Source organism: uncultured Limosilactobacillus sp. (assembly GCF_934202705.1).
Classification (GTDB): domain Bacteria; phylum Bacillota; class Bacilli; order Lactobacillales; family Lactobacillaceae; genus Limosilactobacillus.
The window spans coordinates 37,062-53,665 of sequence record NZ_CAKPYE010000012.1 but is presented as its reverse complement, the minus strand read 5'-3'; the positions used below and the strand labels follow the sequence as shown (position 1 = coordinate 53,665).

Below are 16,604 nucleotides of genomic sequence, written 5' to 3'. Positions count from 1 at the left end.
CTAAAAAAGAAGAACCGTTCGGAATTTTGAGAATTCCGAACGGTTCATTTATTATAAAGGACTTATGTCACAGCCCCCTTCGTTTATTTAATTACTTGGGTTGGATGTAACCCTGTGCTTTCAGTAGTTCGGCATATTCAATGGCACCACCAGCAGCACCGCGGGCAGTGTTGTGTGACAAACCAATGAACTTCCAATCAAAGATCTTGTCTGGACGAAGCCGACCAATGGAAATCCCCATTCCATGTTCAAAGTTAACGTCGTATCGAACTTGTGGACGGAAATCATCATCTAAGTATTGGATGAATTGCTTTGGTGCACTTGGCAAAGCGAGCTTTTGTGGAACTCCGCTGTAATCTTCCAAAGCTTGAATGAGCTCTTCCTTCGTTGGGTTTTGCTTGAAGTTAACGAAAGCCGCTACGGTATGTCCATACAATACTGGCACCCGTAAACATTGGCTGGTGATGACTGGCCCCTTAGCCTTAACAATTTGTTTAGTTTCATCATCAACGTGGCCAAAGACCTTCAATGGTTCGTCTTCTGACTTGGCTTCTTCGCCAGGAATATAAGGAATGACGTTTCCTTGAATTTCTGGTGCAGTTTCTAGAGTCTTGCCGGCGCCAGAAATGGCTTGGTAAGTACATGCCAAAGTTTGGGTTGGCTCGAATTGCTGCCAAGCAGCTAGAGCTGGAGTGTAGCTTTGGATAGAACAGTTTGGCTTAACTGCGACAAAACCACGTTCAGTCCCTAAGCGTTGCCGTTGGTACTTAATCACATCGGTATGGTCTGGGTTAATTTCCGGAATTACCATTGGAACATCTGGTGTCCAGCGGTGCGCGCTGTTATTCGAAACGACAGGCGTTTCATGCTTAGCATATTCTTCTTCTAGCTTGCGGATTTCATCTTTGGACATATGAACCGCGGAGAAAACGAAGTCAACTTGGGAAGCAACTTCATCAACATTTTCTGCGTCTAAGATTGTGAGATCCTTGACACCATCAGGAATTGGAGTCTTCCCCATCTTCCACCGGTCTTTGACGGCGTCACCATACTTTTGCCCGGCACTGTGTTTACTTGCCGCCACCACTGTTACTTCAAACCACGGGTGGTTAGCTAATAACGTGACGAACCGTTGGCCGACCATTCCAGTGGCACCAATGACTCCGACCTTGAGCTTTTGATCCATAATCACAACCTCCAATTTCTTTCTAATTGAAATCTCATTATAAACCGATTGCAGGAATAAACCAAGGCTGTTTTACTAAATTAAAGTAATTAGACGTTGAAGAACAACGGCAACTGTTGGGGGAGCTGCTTTATTGAGTTGATAATTATTACTCCTTGTCCGTCACGCGACGATTAATAATTAACTGCTTGGTGGCCGGATTCGTAAAGGCATCCGCTACCGGACCGTTACTGAGCATTGTCAGATGATGCATAGCGCGCGATGCCATGGTATATAACAGACCGGTGGCCTGGTCACCGAGGGCTTGTTGACTCACGTCCGCAATAATAACGGTATCGAATTCAAGCCCCTTAGCTAAGTAAGCGGGTAAAATGATCACCCCATGGTGAGGTAGCTGGGTGTCCCGACTGGTGAGACGGTGCAATTCTGTAACATGGCGATAAAGTGAGTGGTACACCTTTTGGGCTTGTACTTGATTGCGGGTCAGAATGGCAACAGTGGAGAATTTCTTGAGTTCCTGAAGGGTAATTCGCTGGAGCTGATCTGACCACTCTTGGTCATGATAAGTCATCGTGAGGGTTGGTTGCTCGCCATGACGAGTAAAGGCCTGAATTTGGTGACCATCTGGCAGGAGCGCTTTGGCAAAGTTCGTGATCTCAGTCGTTGATCGATAGCTTTGGCGTAAGGTAATTAATGTCGGATGCTTGGCGTGGAGATCCTGCGCAATCGAACTTAACAAGTTTTCTGGTAGCTGTAATGGGTAGAAAAGCGCTTGTTCACTATCCCCAAGAATTGTAAAGCGCGCGACTGGGAAGGCGTGGTGCAAGTAAACTAACATGGCGGCAGAATAATCTTGCATTTCGTCAATAAAGACATATTGATAATTACGATTTTGACCACTACCGGTAACGAGATCACGGAGGTACATTAATGGTGCTGTATGCATCAATGGTAATTGATGAAATTCAATGGCCCGTTGGTATTCCTTGATGATCGCCTGTTGATCATGGGCGCTGATGGCTGCAGGCCATGCAAGCTGGTGGAGGAAGTCAGTATACTGGCTAGCAAAATCAAGAAAGTAATTGTTATAAATTGCATCAGCCACGACTCGTAAGCGTTGGTGAGCCAGACGACGCGCGAGATAACGATCGCGGGCTTGCTCATCTGCAAATTCATCAATTGAATGGCGACCCATGAGTTGGTGAATTGCCTGCGGATCAAGTTGATTAAGTTCTTTTTGGAGCCAATCCTTCTTGGCCTCTACGCGAGAACGCTGTTGTAATTCACGGATCAGGATATTTTTGGTACGGATCAGACGATCAGCGATGGTCATGGCGACGGGTTGTTGGCTGAAAATCTTTGCAATGTGGTGACGAGTAAAGAAAACTCGTTCATGAAAATTAATATCGGTGAAGATTAACTGGTTTTGACCAGCTTTTAAAACGTTGAGATATTGCTCCACCGCCTGCATGACCGTAGCAGATTCTAAGAATTTTTGACTAGCGGGGACGGCTCCTTGCTGGTTTTCATACCGGTCAAATAGCGTTTCGACATTGAGACCTTCAAATCGCCGTTTTAAAAAGCCAGCCATGGTTACTTGGCGCATGTTGCGTTCACCCAGGCTGGGGAGCACTTCAGAAATATACTGACTAAAGAGCAGGTTCGGTGAAAAGAGGACAATCTGGTCAGCATTCAAGGATTCTTTAGCGTGGTACAACAAATAAGCAATTCGTTGCAAAATCGTAGAGGTTTTGCCACTGCCGGCCACCCCTTGGACAATCAGGAGATCACTACTGGTATTTCTGATAATATCATTCTGTTGTTGCTGAATTGTTGCCACGATATTTCTCATGGCTTGGGTGTTTTGTTGCCCCAGAGCAGCTTGTAGCATTTCGTCACCAACCGTCTCGTTAGTATCAAACATGTTGGTAATCTGACCATTCACGATTGTAAATTGGCGCTTTTGCACGAGTTGGACTTTTTGCGGACCAGCCGGAGTCTCATAGGTGACGGGGCCCAAAGTACCGTTGTAGTAGATACTGGAGATTGGAGCCCGCCAGTCATAAACCAAGAAGTCAGTTTTATCGTTGTTCATTAAGGATGCAATTCCAATATAGAGGGTTTCAGTCTCGTCGGCGCCGGGCTCTTGAATTTGGATTCGACCAAAGTATGGTGACTGACGCAACTTTTGGAGAGTTGTTAACTGGTGGCGGAGGATATCTTCATTTTCTGTCGCACGGGCCACCAATTGTCGTTGTTGTTCTAGAGCTGAACGTGATTCAGCAATATCATCGATTTCATAGCGGTTAATCGAGGCGTTTTCGCCATAATTTTGCTCGACTGCACGGGTTTCACGATGAGCAGCGTCAATGGCTTCTTTAGTTTGGCGAATTTGATGGTCAATTTCTTGAATAACCTGATCGACGCGCGATTGTTCAACGATTTGTTCCTTTGATTGTGCCATACCGACGCCTCCATTGAAGATTGATTAATTTTACTTATTTTAGCATAGTGATCTCGCTGGTAAAGCGATAAAACTTTTTTGAAATTGGCTAACTTTAATAATGTTAGTAAAGAAATATCATGGTACCATTAAAAGGGTATAATTTCGACAAAAATGTAAAAAGAAGGTGATGGGTCGTGGAAAACCTCGCGATTGTTGATCTGGGTTCTAATTCAGCACGGCTAGCAATTACCCAGATCAATCCGAACGGAACGTTTCACGAGATTAAACGCGTGAAAGAGAACACACGGCTCTCTGAAGGGATGGGCCCTGAAAAAGTGTTGCAAACGAAAGCAATGAATCATACGATTGCAGCGCTCAAGAGGTTTAAAAAAGTGTATGAACGGTTTAATAATGTGCAGGTTGTGGCAATTACGACTGCGGCAGTCCGACAAGCACGAAATCAACAAGAATTTTTAGACCGTGTGAAAAACGAAACCGGCCTGGAACTACGGGTCTTATCAGGACGTCAAGAGGCGTATTATGATTATCTCGGTGTCATCCGCACTTTGAAGCTTGATCATTGCTTAATTTTGGATGTTGGTGGTGCCAGTTGTGAACTGGTTTTGGTTCAGCATCGGAAAGCCCGGGATATGATTTCTTTGCCGTTTGGTGCGGTCAACATTTCAGAGCAATTTCATTTGGGAGGCTTTGTACGAGCAGCTGAATTATTCCGTGCCCAGACAATGATTACGCAGCGTTACAATAAGGTTCCCTGGCTACGGTTTGCTAATCGAGTGCCAATTGTGTTGTTAGGGGGAGCCAATCGGACCCTAGCACGGATGAGTAAAAATCACCGTCATTCTAAATACCGAGGCATTCATGGCTATCGGTTAACTTCTCGAATCGTGTATGCGACTTACCGTGAATTATTGAGTAAGAATCTTGCCCAGCGAAAAAAGATGCCAGGTTTGGAAAATGATCGGGCTGACATTATTGTTGGCGGGATGTTGCCATTAATTTGCCTTTTGCAACGGAACAGCGATGGCCGGGTAATTTTCTCGGAAAGTGGTGTGCGCGAAGGGATTATCACGGAATATATTCATCGTCGCAACCAGCAGGATGGTGAACTAGATGAGTAATTGGACAAGTAATTTATATCAGAAACCGTTAAGCGAACGCCAAGCATTGGTGGCTGCCCATTCAAAATTAACGACGAAGCAGGCCCACATTCTGAAGCAGCAATCATCCGCCATCCACAATCAATTAATTGAAAACTATGTGATGGATTACCAAATTCCAGAAGGATTGCTGGTTAACCTGGTTGTCAATGGTCGTCATTATCTAGTACCAATGGCGACTGAGGAACCATCAGTGGTGGCAGCGGCCTGTAATGGCGCAAAACGAGTTGCTGCTAGCGGTGGATTTCAGGCAGCCGAGCAATCCCGAATTGTTCGTGGTCAGGTCATCATTACTGATGCTGAGCAGCAGCAATTGACGAGTTGGTGTCGAACCCAACGGTTGACGATTTTAAAGGTTGCCAATGATGCTCACCCATCCATGAAAAAGCGCGGTGCGGGAGCGCAAGATTGTTGTGTCCGGCAGAACGGCGCTTTTTTAAGTTTAGATATTCTCATTGATGTGGATCAAGCAATGGGGGCCAATAGCGTCAATACAATGGCTGAAGCAGTTGGCAAATACTGTCAACAAGCTGGTTGGCATGTTTTGGCAGCAATCTTGAGCAATTATGCAGTGGATGCAGTGCAGACCGTTGATTGCTTTGTTAGTAATGATTCATTAGCCACTAAATTAATGGCTGGACACCAAGTTGCTGAACGGATCGTGGAGTTAAGCCAGCTCGCCCAAAATGATCCATACCGGGCGGTGACCCATAATAAAGGCATTATGAATGGAATTGATGCGGTCGTAATGGCGAGCGGTAACGATTGGCGCGCGGTAGAAGCTGGTGCGCACGCTTATGCCGCGCGTAGTGGTCAATATCGCGGATTAAGCCAGTGGACGATCGTGGAGGATGGATTGCATGGGACCTTAGCATTGCCATTAACGGTTGGTGTTGTCGGCGGCTCCATTAAACTAACGTCCCAATCACGGATTAACTATCAGATGAGCCAAATTCAGAGTGCACAAGAGCTGAGTACGGTGATTGCTAGTGTTGGCTTAGCGCAAAACCTGGCGGCACTCCGGGCACTGGCGACGAGTGGAATTCAGGCGGGCCACATGAAATTACAGTATCGCTCACTAGCGATTAGTGTTGGTGCTCAGGCAAATGAAATTGAACCGCTAGTTAAATTGCTGCAGACAGTTTCTCAAGTTGATACTACAGTGGCCAAACAGTTATTACAGCAGTTACGAAAGGAATAATAACATGCCAGAAAAATTCAAATTAAACCAAGCAGCACAGAGTTTGCTGGATGCAGTTAATGAACTTTATCCAGAAGGAAGTGTCTTTGTTCAGTTTGATCAAGATAAACAGCCGGTTGGTTATGTTCGTCATGATCAGGCACGACAAACCACGTTGCCGGGTGGTCTTGTGATTACGGTGACCGACATGACTGCACCTAATTACACGGCTTCTCATGAATTACTACATTTATTGATGTTATTGAAGGGCTTTCCACAGATTTTCTTCCAAGTATCATTAGGTGATCAACAGTTGGATGAACAAATGATGATCATGTCAACCGATTTATACGATGTGGCAATGCACCGCGTGGTCGTAGCCGAACAACGAAAGCATGGCTTGATTGACGACCAAATTGAGTCTGCATACCTGAAGGGCATCCAAGCAACCATTAGCAAAGAGCATGATCAGGGCGACGATGATGAACGAACGTTACGCTTGCTGACGTTACTTGACGCCCTCGTCTTTTATGGTGATCACCTGGACCAAGTAAAAGACCAATTGACGGCTGATTATCCAGTAGCCTTTGCTGCTGCTCAAAAAATGTATGATCAAATTACTGAACGTCAGATTGATTCACCATTTGAAATGCGTCGCCAAATCGTTAAATTGTATCAGCTATTTGATGAACAACTCCTCAACTGGGGCTTGCCAGCGTTGCATAATAATGAATTTACGACGGTTTCACCGGTGCTCAGTGCACGTCAGTTACGCTTAAAGGTTCGTCAAGTATTTGAAATTTTCCATTCGGATATGAAAGACCGTCAAGGACACGATGATGTCTACATTGGTTTGCGGCGGAATGATCACCAAAATTCATTTACGTTGCACGGCCCGCAAGGCAAGGATCGTGCTCAGACCTTTGTTAAGATGTATGATGAACCAGTTGAACAGTTGTTAAAGGAATTGAACGTGCCATTTATTGTAAGGAAGTGATCGAATGGCAGTCGCAGAACAGCAGCTTTTTGATGATGCCAAACACATCGTGTTCTTAACAGGAGCGGGAGTTTCAACCGCTTCTGGAATTCCAGACTTTCGTTCGGCCAATGGTTTGTATACCCAAAATAAGAATGCCGAATATTACTTAAGTCATCGTTACTTTGTTGAAGATCCAGTGGGCTTTTATGATTATTGTAAAAAGAACCTGTATTTTCCTGACGCTAAGCCAAATGTAATTCACAAAAAGCAGGCGGCGTTGACGCAGCAAGATCGGGCAACTGTGATTACCCAAAACATTGATAACCTGTATGAAGAAGCGGGAACGAAACATTTAGTGGACTTTCACGGTAACCTTTACCATATTTATTGCGAACGGTGTCATCAAACGGTTCCGGTTGCGGACTATTTAAAAAACCGCATTCATGAAGAAGATGGTGGTAGCTTACGTCCAGATATCGTATTGTATGATGAAGGAATTTCTCAAACGGCAATCTCACAATCATTAAATGCAATGACTAATGCTGACCTCGTGGTAATTGTTGGTACCTCAATGAAGGTTTACCCATTTGCAGGCTTACTTCAGTATGCCAATCCGCAGGCTCAGGTATTGGCGATTAATCAACAACGGTTGACTTTGCCAATTCATTTCACAATGATTCAAGCAGACGCGACAAAATACTTTGCTGAATTAGATGTGAAATGATAAAATGAAAAATAATTAAACAAGCCGGCTTGGCGAACAGTGCCAAGCCGGTTTTTATGACGAAAAAGGAGGATGATCAAGTGACCAAACAAGTCAAATATACAATTAGTATTGTGCTATTTTGCGAATTTTTAATTTGTCTGGGGATGAGTCTCATCTTCCCGGTGATGCCGTTCATTCGAAATGAGTATCATTTTTCCGCGTTTGATATGGGAATGATGTCGTCCCTCTTTGCCCTCGTCCAATTTATTGCCTCGCCGATTGTCGGACGGATTTCGGATCGGATGGGTCGGAAACCAATGCTAGTGTGGGGCCTAGTAGTCTTCGGATTAGCCGAATTTGTTTTTGCAGCGACCAGCCGACTATGGCTCTTTGATTTATCACGGGCGGTGGATGGCCTTTCGGCCGCCATGTTTGTCCCGACATCCATGGCCTTAGCAGCTGACATCACGACCCGTGAACAACGGGCTAAGGTTATTGGTTGGCTTTCTGCAGCTTTCAGTGGTGGTCTAATGCTTGGCCCCGGGTTAGGTGGCTTGTTGGCAAATATTAGCTACAAGATGCCATTTTGGGTTGCAGGGGTGCTCGGCATCATTAGCGCGATTGTGGCCTTCTTTGCTTTGCCGGCAGATCGTGAAGAACAATTTCAAAGCCAAACTCAGCGAACCGATGAACAGCTGGCCCGTAGTAGTTGGGATGAAGTAAAAAAGATGCTCACCCCAGCCTTAATCGTATTGTTTATTATGATTTTAGTGTCCGCATTTGGCTTAGCTGGTTTTGAAAGTATCTATAGTCTCTACGTTAATCAAGTCCACCATTTTGATTTGACTACCATTGCCGCAGTGCTCACGGTTAATGGAGTTTTGTCACTGCTGTTGCAAGTCTTTTTATTTGACCATTTGGTAATTTGGTTCGGCGAAGTGCAGATTATTCGGTGGAGTTTCTTTATCAGCGTGATCGGGACCCTCATCGTGATCTATGATCACTCCCACTGGCAATTATTTGTTGCCACATTAGTGGTTTATGAAGGGTTTGATATGCTCCGCCCAGCCATCACAACATTATTGACGAAAATGAGTGAAAGTAATCAGGGATTGCTCAATGGAATTAACATGTCCCTGACCAGTGTCGGCAATATTATTGGTCCGTTGTTATCGGGGGCGTTGCTAGATATGAACTATCAGGCACCATATTTAGTTGTGGCAGCATTTATGCTGGTTTCGTTCTTGATTACTTTTGGCGTCAGTCATGAAATGAAAACTGTTTAACTGAAAAGGGTCGGCAATTTCGCCGACCTTTTTGCTAGCTAAAATTAATGGTTTTTCCCGCAACTTTCCAGATCCGTGGAAGACGATCCTTACGTTCGTGCGAAGTGTGGTGAGAATGATGTAATAAGTGTTTAAACATAACTATCGTCTCCTTTCATTCACCCTTAAAATACCACGATGAAATGCTGTTTTAAAGGGATTTGTGGTACTATGAGAAGGAGATAAAAGCAGCGTTAACGACAATATTCAGGGAAGTGCAAAAAAATCAAAATGGCCGTCATTAAGCGGTTGAATATGCACCTTAATACTGAATAATACTTAAAATATGCACTTAGTAATTTTTAATCTAAAGCTGCTTTCTGAGAAAAAAAGATAAATTTCTTATTTGGAAAGGAGGACCTCAATGAAGACAACCCTAGCTTTAACGACTTGGACTGAGCATCCAGCATTAATTAATGAACAACGGCCAGTTACTCTCCACGAATATGCGCAATATTTACCGGCTGTCGAAGTGGATACGTTTTTTTACGCGTTACCCCAATTAAAGACTGTGCAACAGTGGGTGAATGAAGTGAGTGCTGGGTTTCAATTTATTGTTAAGGCGCATCAATCCATGACCAAACATCCGCATGCCGTGGTGCCTGATGATGTTTCATTACCAGAAATGTTTGAACGATTTCGTCAGGTCGTCCGTCCATTACTCGCAACTAACCAGTTAAAGACAGTACTGTTTCAGTTTCCGCCACAGTTCGATGCCACAGTCAAAAATATTGAATACTTGATGAAGGTGCGGCAATGGATGGGACAATTACCGGTCGCCGTTGAACTACGGAATCAAAGCTGGTATCGCCCAGCAGTCGTTAAATCTTTGGTGGATTATTGTCGGGAACTCAATTTTACTTTGGTGGCAGCTGATGAACCGCATCAGATTGAGGCCTCGATTCCATTTTATTTGGTGACAACAAATCGGCGATTAGTGTTGCTGCGCCTACATGGGCGCAACAATCAGGGGTGGAATCATCCAGGACCAGAGTGGCGTAAGCGACGGACACTTTATCGCTATTCTGATCAAGAACTACGCAATTTGAGCCAATTAATTTATGGGTTACAACCAGAACCGCAAGAAGTTTGTGTGATTTTTAATAACAACTCTGGGCGAGACGCAGCGCCGAATGCGCAGGCGCTCCAAAAAATGATGGGACTGCACTTTAGCGGATTAGTACCACGCGATCCACAACAACTAGATCTTTTTTGATGAACCGATTAAATGCTTATGAACAATCGAATTTTCAGCGGTTCTTTGCTATACTATTTTTAATTACCACACGAGAAAGAGGGAATTTGGCATGGTTGAAACCAAACCAACATATTACATTACAACACCAATTTATTATCCATCTGGTAAGCTGCACATTGGGAACTCATATACCACAATTGCCTGTGATGCGGAGGCTCGGTTTAAACGTCTGATGGGCTACGATGTCTTTTATTTAACGGGAACTGATGAACACGGTCTCAAGATCGAACAAAAGGCGGAACAATTAGGAATGCAGCCCCAAGAGTACGTTGATCAAATGGCTGCCGGAATTAAGCAACTTTGGAAAACGTTGGATATTAGTAATGATAAGTTTATTCGAACGACGGATGATTACCATGAAAAGGCTGTCCAAAAGATTTTCCAACAGCTGCTTGATCAAGGCGATATTTACAAGGGAAAGTATACTGGCTGGTATTCGGTTGATGACGAAGAATACTTTACTGAAAGCCAACTGGCAGAAGTCTACCGTGATGATAACGGGAAGGTGATTGGTGGTAAAGCCCCATCAGGTCATGAAGTCCAACTGGTCGAAGAAGAATCATATTTCTTTAAGATGAGCAAGTACGCAGACTGGTTAATGGACTACTACAAAGCCCACCCTGATTTTATCGAACCGCATACGCGGATGAACGAAATGCTGAATAATTTCCTTAAACCAGGTTTAGAGGATCTGGCAGTGACGCGGACATCGTTTAATTGGGGAGTGAAAGTGCCAAATGATCCAAAACATGTGGTCTATGTTTGGATTGATGCCCTGTCCAATTACATTACTGCCTTAGGCTATGGTTCTGATGATGATCAGTTGTTTAAGAAGTACTGGCCGGCGGATGTTCACATGGTCGGCAAGGAAATTGTCCGTTTCCACACGATTTACTGGCCAATTATGTTGCATGCCTTGGGGTTGCCATTACCAAAGCATGTGATTGGCCATGGTTGGCTAACTATGAAGGACGGTAAAATGTCTAAGTCAAAGGGTAACGTGATTTATCCACAAACCTTAGTTGATCGTTATGGACTAGACGCTACCCGTTACTACCTTTTACGAGCAATGCCGTTTGGCAACGACGGAATCTTTAGCCCAGAAGATTTTGTTGACAAGGTTAACTTTGATTTGGCGAATGATTTAGGAAACCTCTTAAACCGGACGGTCGCGATGATCAACAAGTATCAAGCTGGTCGTTTACAAGGTCAAAATAATGCGACGACGCCATACGACGATGATCTAGAACAAACTGCTGGACAAGTGCTGACTGAGTACCAAAAATTAATGGATCAGTGTCACTTTGCTGAAGCATTAGCAAGCGTTTGGAAGCTAATTGCGCGCGCCAATAAGTATATTGATGAAACTGAACCGTGGGTGTTAGCTAAGGATGACAGTAAGCAGGCGGAACTTTCTGATGTAATGACTCATCTGGCGAAAGCATTGCGGTTTATTGCGGCGCTGTTACAGCCTGCAATGCCAAATGCACCAAAGGAAATCCTTCGTCAATTGGGCCTTGCGGATACCGAAATTTCCTTAACCGATTTATCATTTAATGATTTCCCAACTGAAGCGACAGTGGTCAAGAAGGGGACCCCGATCTTTCCACGGCGCGATGTAAAGGAGGAAGTGGCCTTCTTGAAGTCTCAAATGACAGCCAATACCAAGCAAAAGGGGCGTAAGGCCATGGAAAAAGCAAAAAAGGCTGCTCAGCAAAAGGAACAAGAGCAGACAACTGGCAAGAAACAAATTCGCATTGAAGCGTTTGATAAGGTGGCTCTCCAAGTCGGTGAAATTAAGGCTGCCGATCATGTCGCAGGTGCTGATAAATTATTGAAGTTCCAAATTGACGACGGTACTCCTGAAGGTCGACAAATTCTTTCTGGAATTGCTGAATGGTATCCAGAACCAGCACAACTGGTTGGTAAAAAGGTAGCCTTCGTTGCGAACTTGAAGCCCCGAAAGATGCGTGGCGAAATGAGCCAAGGAATGTTACTGTCTGCTGAACATGATGGTAAGGTTCAATTGTTGATCTTACCAGATAGTTTGGTTCCCGGGTCTGAAATTGGCTAAAAAGGATGTTGACAAGGAGTCAAGAATGAATGATCAAGTCATCCCGCTAAATATCTATGATTCTCATACGCACCTGAATGATGATTGCTTTTATGACGATGTGCCTGCTTATCTGGCACGAGCTAAGCATTATGGGGTCAATCAAATGAATATGGTAGGGTCCAACCAACTGTTAAATGAACGGGCAGTGCAGCTGGCACATCGTTATCCTCAACTGCGGGCGATTGTTGGCTGGCATCCAGAAGATGCGAAAGACTATGATCAACAAGCACGGGTGACTCTCCAAGAACAACTGAAAGCCCCACTGGTGGTTGGAATTGGTGAAATTGGTTTAGATTATCATTGGGATACAAGTCCCAAAACCGTGCAACAACGTGTTTTTGAAGAGCAACTCGACTTGGCACGTCAATATCAATTACCGGTTTCGATTCATTGTCGAGAGGCATTGGCAGATACCTACCAGATTCTGAAGGACAATCATGTGGGCGATTTTGGCGGAGTGATGCATAGCTTTGCTGGTGATGCCAGATGGGCACGGAAGTTTCTTGACCTGGGGATGAACCTCTCTTTCAGTGGTGTGGTGAGTTTTCATAAGGCGACAGAAGTGCATGAAGCAGCCCGGGTAACGCCGTTGGATCGCCTGATGGTGGAGACCGATGCCCCTTATTTAACGCCGATGCCATATCGGGGAAAACAAAATGAACCTGCTTTTACGTATTACACAGTGTTAGCATTAAGTCAGCTTTTGGACCAGTCACCAGAAACAATTGCCCAAGCGAGTTATCGAAATGCTGATCAGTTATTTAAAAAGAGAGTCTCAAATGAAGAAGATTAAAGAAGTGATCGTTGTTGAAGGCAAGGATGACACTAAACAAATTCAGCGGGCGGTAGATGCAGACACGTTTGAAACAAACGGGTCTGCTTTATCGTTAGCTGACATTGAACAGTTAAAAAAACTCCAGCAGCGGCGTGGCCTAATTATATTTACCGACCCCGACTTTAATGGTGAACGGTTGCGCAAGATGATTAGTCAAGCGATTCCTGGAGTGAAACACGCTTTTATTGAACGACAGCAGGGAGTACCGACCGAAGCACACGGTAGTTTAGGAGTGGAACACGCGAGTCAGCGTGTGATTCGTGAAGCGTTGAGGAACCTATATACTGAAGAAGTACCGAGGACGCCATTGTTTACCCGTACTGATATGGCAACCTGGAACTTAATTGGCGGCCCCGCGGCGCGCTACCGACGCGAACGGTTGGGGCAAATATTAGGAATTGGTTACGGTAATGGTAAACAAATGTTGAAACGATTAAACGTGTTTCGAGTATCACGACAACAGTTTCACAAAGCAGTGGAACAACTAAATCGGGAGGAACAAGATGGCAAAAAGTGAGATTGGGAGCAGTCAACGAACGCGTGAAATTATCAAGAAGTATGGTATTCATGCGAAAAAAGGGTTTGGACAAAACTTTTTGACCGATTTGAATGTTTTAACCGGGATTGTTGATGCTGCTGAGATTACGAAAGATGATAATGTAATTGAAATCGGTCCCGGACTAGGGGCGTTGACCGAACAGTTAGCAAAGGTAGCTGGTGAAGTAGTGGCTTTAGAAATCGATACTGATTTACTGCCGATTTTATCTGATGTGTTATCGCCATATTCTAACGTCAAGGTCATTAATCAGGATGTCTTAAAAGCTAACTTACCGGAATTAATTCAAGCTGAATTTACTGACCCCTCGCGACCAGTAAAAGTGGTTGCCAATTTGCCTTATTACATCACCAGCCCGATTTTAATGAATCTATTGAATAGTACGGTTCCGTGGGCAGCAATTTGTGTCATGATGCAAAAGGAAGTAGCGGATCGGTTAACCGCGAAGGTGGGAACAAAACAGTATGGCGCGTTGACGTTGGCCATTGAATACTCGATGACCGCCCGTTTAGCGTTTGGCGTCTCTCGGCATGCATTCGTTCCGGCACCTAATGTTGATTCAGCCATTGTTGTCCTAACCCCGCGGGCTAACGCATTAACTGTTCAACCGTTTGATCAGCAAAATTTATTTGGCTTTATTAAGGCCTGCTTTGCACACCGCCGTAAGAATTTGTGGAATAATCTCAAACCGGTAGTCGGGAAGGACATAGTCAAGCAACAAGCGACCAAAGAAATTTTAGAATCGCTGAAAATTGCATGGACGGATCGACCAGAAACATTGACGTTAGAACAATTTATTCAACTAGCCAATGCCCTCCATCAGCACCAAATCATTTAATGATGAAGAGTTATTGTCACGTGAAGTGGCAATAACTCTTTTTTTAAACGTTGCTTGCCATTAACGAGGAGGCAAGTTACTATAATAAGAAAATAAACATGGAGTGAGGGAGGATCAGGCCATGATTGTCACGGAAAAAGCGCCCGCAAAAATCAATTTATCCCTGGATACACCACAGCGTTATCAAGATGGTTCACCACAGTGGAATATGGTCATGAATTCAATCGATTTAGCAGATTACCTGACGATTGAGATTCATTCTCGCCCTCAAACGATTAAGGTTTACACGGATAGTGGTTTTTTGCCCAATGATCAACGGAATCTTGCCTATCAAGCTGCTCATATTTTGAAGAATCGTTTTCATCGTCCAGAAGGAATTACGATCCGCATTAAAAAGAATATCCCGGTAGCGGCTGGACTAGGTGGCGGGTCGTCAGATGCGGCGGCAGTGCTTCGCGGGTTGAATCAGGGATGGAATTTAGGGTTGTCGTTGGACGAATTAGCGCAGATTTCATTGACAATTGATTCAGACGTACCATATTGTATCTACAGTCATACAGCCCATGTGACCGGTCATGGTGAAAAAATTCGCTTATTGCCTCAATGTCCCCACTATTGGGCGGTGATTGCCAAACCAAGTGTCAGTGTCTCAACACCAGCAATTCTGCGTCAGATTGATTATCAAGTTATCGATCATTTAGATAACCAGGGGTTATTAGAAGCGATTGAGCGAGAAGATTGGCAGTGTGCCTTTGCTAAAATGGGCAATGTGCTGGAACCAGTCACGATGAAAGAATATCCCACAATTAGGAAACTGAAAGATGGAATGCTTAAATTAGGCGCTGACATGGCACATATGAGTGGCACTGGGCCGACTGTATTTGGTCTTTGTCACAGTGAATCACGGGCCAAACGAATTTATAATAGTATGCGGGGATTTTGTGGCGAAGTGTACTTAGTGATGTTACTTTAAAAACTGATAGCTGGGAGCAATCCCAGTTTTTTTATTACTTTTTTGGTTGAAATTCGGTATGATATGATAGATGCCTTAATAAAAACTATTACGATTAATCACAAAGGAGCAATTTAATGAATAAAAAGTGGTGGGGACTCGCGGGCTTGATTACGAGTTTGGTGATCATCCTGATTTTGATGATTACCGGTTGGCAACCGCACCAGCAACATCGCCAACGACCCATTCGCGTGGTGACTAGTTTGAATTTCTATGGTGAAGTTGCCAAAAGCGTTGCTGGTAAGTATGGTAACGTGACGTCGTTTATTAATAGTTCTGCGGTCGATGTTCATGATTTTCAGCCATCTACTAAGCAGGCGCAACAGTTAGCCGAGGCGAATGTTGTGATTGAAAATGGTCTTGGTTATGATGCTTGGCTGCAAAAGATGACAGCAGCTAGCGGCCGTGACCAGGCGGTGATTAATGTTGGCAAAAATGTTGCACAAAAGAAGGCTGGTGACAATGAACATGTTTGGTATCAACCTCGCACCATGGAAAAGTTAGCTCAGCGATTGGCTGCCCAATATGCAAAGTTAGATCCTCAACACCGTACCTATTATTATTCGCGGGCCCGCAAGTACCAGCAACAACTGGCACCGTTAAACCATACGATTGACCAGGCTAAGCAGCGAGTACAACGGAGACATAATTTAGTGCTAGTGAGTGAGCCGGTGTTTGATTACGCATTAGAAAATTTGGGTTATCGAATTGATAATCAGCACTTTGCGAAAGCGGTGGAAGATGATAATGATCCTTCGCCAAAGGACATTACGGAGATGCAACGAGCGATCCGCCAACATCGTGTCGTCTTGTTCGTTAACAACAAGCAAGAGAGCAACTCAACTGTTAAAAATATGCTGAAGCTAGCCCGTCAGGAGCATGTTCCAGTGTTGAACGTTACTGAAACCAAGCCGCAACATGAAACATACCTAACGTGGATGCAAAAACAGTATCAGCAACTAATTAAAATTCAAAAACGAGGTGAATAA

The 16,604-nt window shown here is 44.3% G+C and carries 14 protein-coding genes; 12 read left to right on the top strand and 2 right to left on the bottom strand.

All coding sequences use genetic code 11. The features are described 5' to 3' along the window. Nucleotides 1-91: 91 nt before the first annotated feature. Both asd and helD read right to left on the bottom strand, forming a co-directional pair. Nucleotides 92-1,186, bottom strand: a complete 1,095-nt coding sequence (asd, locus tag Q0C76_RS08100) for an aspartate-semialdehyde dehydrogenase (RefSeq protein WP_295731795.1) — start codon at nt 1,184-1,186, stop codon at nt 92-94. A 148-nt stretch (nt 1,187-1,334) separates the two neighbouring features. Further along, nucleotides 1,335-3,650, bottom strand: a complete 2,316-nt coding sequence (gene helD, locus Q0C76_RS08095) for an RNA polymerase recycling motor HelD (protein ID WP_295731793.1) — start codon at nt 3,648-3,650, stop codon at nt 1,335-1,337. Between the two features lie 176 nt (nt 3,651-3,826). Between helD and Q0C76_RS08090 the strand changes: the two genes are divergently transcribed. The 12 genes from Q0C76_RS08090 to Q0C76_RS08035 all read left to right on the top strand — a co-directional run bounded on the left by Q0C76_RS08090 (nt 3,827) and on the right by Q0C76_RS08035 (nt 16,604). Continuing rightward, entirely contained in the window at nt 3,827-4,771 is a 945-nt protein-coding gene (locus tag Q0C76_RS08090; protein WP_295731791.1) for a Ppx/GppA family phosphatase, read from the top strand. Continuing rightward, nucleotides 4,764-6,011: a hydroxymethylglutaryl-CoA reductase, degradative gene (locus Q0C76_RS08085; protein WP_295731789.1), complete on the top strand. Its 1,248-nt coding sequence runs from the start codon at nt 4,764-4,766 to the stop codon at nt 6,009-6,011. The genes Q0C76_RS08090 and Q0C76_RS08085 overlap by 8 nt, the downstream gene beginning before the upstream one ends. A gap of 4 nt (nt 6,012-6,015) precedes the next feature. Next, complete coding sequence (locus Q0C76_RS08080) at nt 6,016-6,987, top strand: IpaB/EvcA family protein (protein WP_295731787.1); 972 nt, start codon at nt 6,016-6,018, stop codon at nt 6,985-6,987. 4 nt (nt 6,988-6,991) lie between these two features. Beyond that, nucleotides 6,992-7,693, top strand: coding sequence for an NAD-dependent protein deacylase (locus Q0C76_RS08075; RefSeq protein ID WP_295731785.1), 702 nt, complete (start codon nt 6,992-6,994; stop codon nt 7,691-7,693). Nucleotides 7,694-7,773: 80 nt separating this feature from the next. After that, the gene (locus Q0C76_RS08070) at nt 7,774-8,961 is read left to right on the top strand and encodes an MFS transporter (protein WP_295731783.1); all 1,188 of its coding nucleotides are present in this window, start codon (nt 7,774-7,776) and stop codon (nt 8,959-8,961) included. 403 nt (nt 8,962-9,364) lie between these two features. After that, nucleotides 9,365-10,216 carry a DUF72 domain-containing protein gene (locus Q0C76_RS08065; RefSeq protein ID WP_295731781.1) on the top strand — a complete coding sequence of 284 codons (852 nt, stop codon included), beginning with the start codon at nt 9,365-9,367 and terminating at the stop codon, nt 10,214-10,216. A 91-nt stretch (nt 10,217-10,307) separates the two neighbouring features. Next, entirely contained in the window at nt 10,308-12,332 is a 2,025-nt protein-coding gene (gene metG, locus Q0C76_RS08060) for a methionine--tRNA ligase (RefSeq protein WP_295731779.1), read from the top strand. 25 nt (nt 12,333-12,357) lie between these two features. Next, nucleotides 12,358-13,167 (top strand): TatD family hydrolase, encoded by an 810-nt coding sequence (locus Q0C76_RS08055; RefSeq protein ID WP_295731777.1) that lies wholly within the window; start codon nt 12,358-12,360, stop codon nt 13,165-13,167. After that, nucleotides 13,154-13,726, top strand: coding sequence for a ribonuclease M5 (rnmV, locus tag Q0C76_RS08050; protein WP_295731775.1), 573 nt, complete (start codon nt 13,154-13,156; stop codon nt 13,724-13,726). The genes Q0C76_RS08055 and rnmV overlap by 14 nt, the downstream gene beginning before the upstream one ends. After that, entirely contained in the window at nt 13,713-14,603 is an 891-nt protein-coding gene (gene rsmA / locus Q0C76_RS08045) for a 16S rRNA (adenine(1518)-N(6)/adenine(1519)-N(6))-dimethyltransferase RsmA (RefSeq protein WP_295731773.1), read from the top strand. Before rnmV ends, rsmA begins: the two co-directional genes overlap by 14 nt. A 121-nt stretch (nt 14,604-14,724) precedes the next feature. Next, nucleotides 14,725-15,576 (top strand): 4-(cytidine 5'-diphospho)-2-C-methyl-D-erythritol kinase, encoded by an 852-nt coding sequence (gene ispE, locus Q0C76_RS08040; protein WP_295731771.1) that lies wholly within the window; start codon nt 14,725-14,727, stop codon nt 15,574-15,576. A gap of 116 nt (nt 15,577-15,692) precedes the next feature. Next, nucleotides 15,693-16,604, top strand: coding sequence for a metal ABC transporter solute-binding protein, Zn/Mn family (locus Q0C76_RS08035; RefSeq protein WP_295731769.1), 912 nt, complete (start codon nt 15,693-15,695; stop codon nt 16,602-16,604).